The organism is Desulfobacula sp. (genome assembly GCF_021107415.1).
Genome location: NZ_JAIOSW010000462.1, coordinates 1 through 6129, shown reverse-complemented (window position 1 = coordinate 6129; position 6129 = coordinate 1). Strand labels below are relative to the sequence as shown.

Sequence of the window (6129 nt, the reverse complement as noted above, 5' to 3'; positions counted from 1 at the left end):
TCATACCCGTTAAAGGCATGCATGACTTCAAATCCGTCGTCTGAAAGAATTCCTTCAAGAGATTTTATGATCGTTATTTCATCATCAACAATTAATACTGCGGGATACATACTTATTTCTCCTGTTTTATATGAACCATCAAGCCGGAAGCTCAATAATAAATTTTGCACCTTTTGGCTTGTTATCCTGAACCCTTATTACACCATTATGATCGGAAATGATAGAGTGGACAATGGCAAGCCCAAGTCCCATACCTGATTTTTTAGTGGAAAAGTAAGGTTCAAATAACTTGGTTTTTTCATTATCAGATATCCCTTTGCCGTTATCAGCGATTTCGATTCTTACAATTTTTAAAATTTCGTCATAAGAGACATCAAACAGAATCATTCCGTTTTTATTTACAGCATAGACGGCATTGTCAGTCAGATTGATAAATGCCTGTTTCATATGCTGATGATCTAATTTCAGCACCGGGATATTTTTAGCAAATCTGGATTTGATATCAACATTTTCAAGGCCTTCCCTGTATAGTGCAATGGTTTCAAGAATAACATTTTCAATTTTACATTGGGCAACGTTTGCATCCGGGAATTTGGCAAATGTGGAAAATTGATTGACAAGGTTTCTGATCAGGTCCACATGTTCCACAATAGTGTCAGCACAACTGGTAAAAACTTCATCATTAATCTGGTTGCCATATTTGCGTTTTAGCCGTTGAGCTGACAATTTTATCGGTGTTAAAGGATTTTTAACCTCATGGGCAATTCTCCTGGCAACCTCTCTCCATGCAGCGACTCGCTGGGCTTTTTCCAGTTCGGTGACATCATCAAAAACCAGTACAGCACCCACATCTCTATCTTGGTCATCTTTTAATGTATTAAAATTTAAGGCAAAGTGTTTGGGGGTTCCCGAGACTGTCGCAGAAAGGGGGATTTCAAGCGTCTCCTGGCCCTGGGCTACCTGGTTATAAATTTTATCGGCAATCTGTAAATATTCGTTTTTTAAAACATGTTTAAAATTATTGTTTAAAATATAACGGCTGTTAATATCCAGCATGGATTCGGCAGCCTTGTTGATGGTCATTATGGTTCCCTTATTATCAATAGAGATCACGCCGGCAGAAATATTTTTTAATACAATTTCAATGTATTTGCGACTCTTTTCAAGTTCAGCATTCTGTTGTTTGAGCATCTCCCCGGAAAGTGCAATCTGCTCTCTACCTGTGGCAAGTTGTTTGGTCATTAAATTAAAGGATTTGATAAGGGTTCCGATTTCATCGTCCGTCTCAAAATCAATCTGGTAATTTAAGTCTCCATCAGTGACCCGTTGTGTTCCTTCTGCAAATTTCATTATGGGAATCGTAATGGATCTTGCCAGCTGAAACCCAAACCAGATAGCACAGAAAACAACAAGAAGTGCTACAATTGAGAGCGCAATATAATATGATATCTGGGCAGGTTTTTTCGCCAGTTTGAGCTGGTGATATTCTTCAATTCCCTTTAAAATAGCCTGAAGGTTCTCGGACAGTTCCGGTGATACCAGAGTGGTGATAACAATAAATGCCCTGGCTTTTTTAGGGTCTGTTCCAAAGGGAATGGTTGCAATTGTTCTTAAAAATTCCCCCTCTTTGATATTTTGTGAAATTGTGTGACTTTGTTTTCCTCCTGGTATGCGGGTTAAATCATTACTGGTCAGAAGGCCGAAATGAAGGTTTTCCAGTTCATTTGCCAGTGACAGGCTGACACGTTTGACATCAGGTGTATAAATCTCAACGGCATGTCGGTTAAATGCCCGTTGTATGACCTGGGTATACCGGGTCAGCTTTTTTTCATTCTCTTTGTCCAAAAGTTTTCGGGAGTCGATTTGAAACGCAGCCCTTTTGGCGGCAAATTCATTTTTTTCTTCAATATATTCATAAAGCTTTTGTCCGACAACTAATGAGCTGTTCAGGGTTTGCTCAACCGGTGCATTAAACCAGAAGGCAATGCTTGTGGAAATAAAATGGATGGAGAAAAAGAAAAGAACGGTTGTGGGCAGAAGAGCAAGTACAATAAATGCGGCGATTAGCCGCGTTTTGAGTTTGGACCCTAAAATATTATTCTTTTTTTCATAGTACAGCTTTGCAAGATTTCTAAAGACCAATAAAAGCAAAGCAAGCAACAGCAATAAATTAGTGTTTATCAGGATAAACATCAATACCGTACTGGATAGGGAGAAATCACTGCCAAAATTGGTGATACGAGTTTCAATGAATGTCAGTACCCCGACCGCAATCAGGATAATGAGAATTAGAATGCCTTCTTTTTTCTTTCTGGCCTGTTCATTTTTTGAGTGATTTGATTCAGCCATATATTTAATTTCAGGCAATATTTGTCTATATGAACGCTAATAGGTAAAATTGATTAAATACCAGTTTGTTTCAAAATTCCAAAAAGAGACAAAAAAGAAAACAGTGTGAAGCGATAAGGGCAAGGTGACTTTATCAAGCTCTGCCTTGATTCTGAGTTGGTATTTATCCCCTTTAACAAGTTGATTCAATGGTATGATTTTTAAATTGTCGATTTCGGTCATAAAGGACTTTGCATCTTCAAATGATGATGTGGTAATAGACTTTTCATTTTTCCAGGATTGCAAAATAGAGAATTCCTTTTTCAGGGAATTATATTTTAGTGTGGATTTAAGCTGGATGTTGGATATTTTTTTGTCAAACCATGAACCACCGGTTTTATATAGAGTAATATAAAACGAAAAAGTGGTTGGAATACCATTGAGGACAGCCTGGTTTATTTTTGGGGTGAAGGCCTGTTTTACATCAAAATATGTTAAGAGGTCATCTCTGGTGTTGGCAAGTTTTATATTTTCTATAACAGCGGTTTCTTCTGCAAATGCGATAGGGGGTAATAAAAGACAGAGTATAACACCCACTGACATAAAGAGTGTAATAGCCATTCTATGGAAGGAAAATCGTATCATTAGTATAAAATATTTAAATTTTTACCGGTCCTGTTTCCCAGGCATTTTTGTTTTCTAAAAATGTTTTAATGAATAAATGATTCAGGGCATGTCCTGATTTATGGGTAACGATATGCCCCTGAATTGGCATGCCAAGCAGGGAGAAATCTCCAAGACTGTCCAAGAGTTTATGCCTGACAAACTCGTCTGGGTACCTTAGCCCTTCTTCATTTAAGATTCTATCTTTATCAATAATGATGGCATTGTCAAGGCTTCCACCCTTACCAAGACTGAATTTTTTTAAAAGTTCCAAATCCTGGATAAATCCGAATGTTCTGGCATGGCTGATTTCTTTTTCAAAATTATTTTTGGCTCGGTCAAACGTGATTTCCTGTTCTCCGATCAAAGGATGGGCGAATTCAATCCGGCAGGTAATTTTAAAACAGGGTGCAGGATGGACAATTACTGATTTATCATTATCAGTCACTTTGATCGGTTTTTTAACGATAAAAAATTGTTTTGGAGCCGCTTGTTTTTCAATACCTGTTTTTTTGATGAGTTGCGTAAAAATTTTTGCACTTCCATCCATAATGGGGATTTCATATTCATTGAGTTCCACCAGGGCATTATCAATTCCTAACCCTGCAAAACTGGCCATTAAATGTTCAATTGTTGAAACAATTGCCCCATTGGTCCCCAATACCGTTGCAAGACTGGTATCAACGACCAGCCTAAAAAGCGCCTGGATATCCTGGGTGCCCGGCAGATCTAATCGCCTGAATTTTATGCCATGGTTTTCCGGTGCAGGTTTTATGGTAAGGTGCATCTGTTTTCCGGAATGAACTCCTGTCCCTGAGAAAGAGACATTCTCTGAAATGGTTCTTTGTAAAAAATATTTAGTCATAAACTATTCGGTTTATCTTTATTGCCAATTTAAAAGTTGGTTAAAATTTAGTTTGCTATATATATCTGGTTTTAATACACAAAGCAAAGCAAATGAGAAATTTCTTTGGTTCATTCTTGTTTTTTGATAAAGAAAAGTAAAATACAATAGTGTATAAGATGGTATAGTCATTATTGGACTATTTGAAAAGGAGCTAAGTTGCTTGCAAAAATAAACTCATGTTCAGTGGTAGGGATTGATGGATTTATTGTTGATGTTGAAGTTGATATTTCTTATGGTCTTCCGGTTTTTAATATTGTCGGTCTACCGGAAGTTTCTGTCAGGGAGAGCAAAGACCGGGTTAAAACCGCCATAAAAAATTCAGGGTATACGTTTCCCATGGAAAGAATTGTGGTCAACCTGGCTCCTGCTGATGTTAAAAAGGAAGGAACAGGGTTTGATCTGCCGGTCGCTATTGGTATTCTGGTTGCATCTGAGGTCATTGCCGCAGATAAGGTAAATTCCTATCTTATTTCAGGTGAACTTTCCCTTGACGGGAAAATAAAACCAATCAAAGCAGCACTCCCCTATGCCTTGACAGCAAAGGAAAGGGGATATAAGGGGATCATTATACCTGTTGAAAATGCAGCTGAGGCTGCCATGGTGGACGGTATCGATGTTTTGCCGGTGAAAAACCTGTCGCAGATTGTTGATTTTTTTACAGGATTTATTGAAATTGAAAAATATTGTATGGATTTGAATCCGCTGACCCATGTCAATGATAAGGCGTATGGAATGGATTTTTTCGAGGTAAGGGGTCAACAACATGCTAAGAGAGCTTTGGAAATTGCTGCAGCAGGTTTCCATAATGTTTTGATGACAGGGCCGCCGGGATCCGGGAAAAGCATGCTGGCAAAACGGCTTCCGACTATTCTGCCGACACTGACATTTGGAGAAGCCATTGAGGTTACAAGGATTTATTCCGTTCTGGGGTTAATTGAGGATAAAATGCCATATATATCAACAAGACCGTTTCGATCTCCCCATCATACGATTTCCGATGCAGGCCTTGTGGGTGGCGGATCAAAGCCTGCTCCAGGGGAAATCAGTCTGGCCCACAATGGTGTGCTTTTCCTTGATGAGCTGCCGGAGTTTAAAAAAAATGTGCTGGAGGTTTTAAGACAGCCCCTTGAAGATGGAAAAGTTTCTATTGCAAGGGCTGGTATGAAAGCAAGCTATCCTTCGCAATTCATGCTGGTGGCAGCCATGAACCCTTGTCCCTGCGGATATTTATTCGATCCCATGGGTAAATGTACCTGCACACACCCCCAGATTCAAAAATACAGATCAAAAATTTCAGGGCCGCTTCTGGACAGAATCGATATTCAAATTGAAGTGCCAAGAATTGAATATAAAGATCTTGCCGGCAAAACAAAGACAGAGGGTTCTTCCCGAATAAGAAAAAGGGTCAATCGTGCCGGAAAGATACAGGAAGCAAGACTTGCAAAATTAAGTGTATCCAGTAATGCCAGGATGCACAGCCGCCATTTGGAAGCATTTTGCCATTTGGATGCCGAATGTGAGAAACTCCTTAAACAGGCGGTTGATGTCCTTGGATTCTCGGCCAGAGCCTGGCATTCCGTCATACGGGTGGCAAGAACCATTGCAGATCTTGAAAATGTCCCTGAAATTGAGCGGCACCATCTTGCCGAAGCCATCCAGTACAGGAGCTTTGACAGAGGTTTTTCTCTATAAAGGATGAATACTGTTGATGAAAACCATAACTTAAAAGAAGTATAAATATGATTAAAAAAGATATTTTTAATAAGGATGTAAAAGAACAATTCAAAGCGTCTGCAAAAGACAGGATATATAGATTTGTAATGGCTGATCAGATGATACGGGGTGCTATTGTTCATTCCACCCGGATGGTGAATGAAATGAGGACAAACCATGACTTAGGGCCTTTGGAAACCCTGGTGCTGGGCCAGGCCTATATCGCGGTAAGTCTTCTTTGTTCGACTCTAAAAGCTGAGAATGACAAGGTAAGTATGAATATCCAGTGTTCAGGTCCTATAAAAGGACTGGATGTTGAATCAAATGTGTTTGGTGAAGTCAGAGGATACCTTAAAACTCAACAGATTAAAGTCAAAAACCCTGAAAAGGTTAAATATCTGTCAACACTTTATGGAGCCGGCTTTCTTACGGTGACAAAATACCTGGAAGATGCGCCCACACCCTATTCCGGCCAGGTGGCCCTTGAGCATGGGAGTATTGCAGAAGATCTGGCCAAT

Annotated in this window: 5 protein-coding genes; 2 read left to right on the top strand and 3 right to left on the bottom strand. The window is 39.4% G+C overall.

Going from position 1 to position 6129, the window contains the following annotated elements:
- Positions 1-138: 138 nt before the first annotated feature.
- Genes K8S13_RS23320 through lpxC form a run of 3 tightly spaced genes read right to left on the bottom strand, consistent with a single transcriptional unit; the run spans position 139 to position 3856 of the window.
- Entirely contained in the window at positions 139-2349 is a 2211-nt protein-coding gene (locus K8S13_RS23320; RefSeq protein ID WP_291466128.1) for an ATP-binding protein, read from the bottom strand.
- A 36-nt stretch (positions 2350-2385) separates the two neighbouring features.
- Positions 2386-2931: a DUF4390 domain-containing protein gene (locus tag K8S13_RS23315; RefSeq protein WP_291466127.1), complete on the bottom strand. Its 546-nt coding sequence runs from the start codon at positions 2929-2931 to the stop codon at positions 2386-2388.
- A 55-nt stretch (positions 2932-2986) separates the two neighbouring features.
- On the bottom strand, positions 2987-3856 hold the full coding sequence (gene lpxC / locus K8S13_RS23310; RefSeq protein ID WP_291466126.1) for a UDP-3-O-acyl-N-acetylglucosamine deacetylase: 870 nt from the start codon (positions 3854-3856) through the stop codon (positions 2987-2989).
- Positions 3857-4054: 198 nt separating this feature from the next.
- Here lpxC and K8S13_RS23305 point away from each other — a divergent pair, with 198 nt between their 5' ends.
- Together K8S13_RS23305 and K8S13_RS23300 are read left to right on the top strand one after the other, a co-directional pair.
- Positions 4055-5590, top strand: coding sequence for a YifB family Mg chelatase-like AAA ATPase (locus K8S13_RS23305; protein WP_291466125.1), 1536 nt, complete (start codon positions 4055-4057; stop codon positions 5588-5590).
- A gap of 47 nt (positions 5591-5637) precedes the next feature.
- A partial coding sequence (locus K8S13_RS23300; RefSeq protein WP_291466124.1) for an Hsp33 family molecular chaperone HslO occupies positions 5638-6129 on the top strand: 492 nt, incomplete at its 3' end.

Bases quoted from the DNA above. Each gene is read 5' to 3' on its own strand.
- K8S13_RS23315 (WP_291466127.1), bottom strand. From the start codon at position 2,931: ATGTCAGTGGGTGTTATACTCTGTCTTTTATTACCCCCTATCGCATTT.
- K8S13_RS23320 (WP_291466128.1), bottom strand. From the start codon at position 2,349: ATGGCTGAATCAAATCACTCAAAAAATGAACAGGCCAGAAAGAAAAAA.
- lpxC (WP_291466126.1), bottom strand. From the start codon at position 3,856: ATGACTAAATATTTTTTACAAAGAACCATTTCAGAGAATGTCTCTTTC.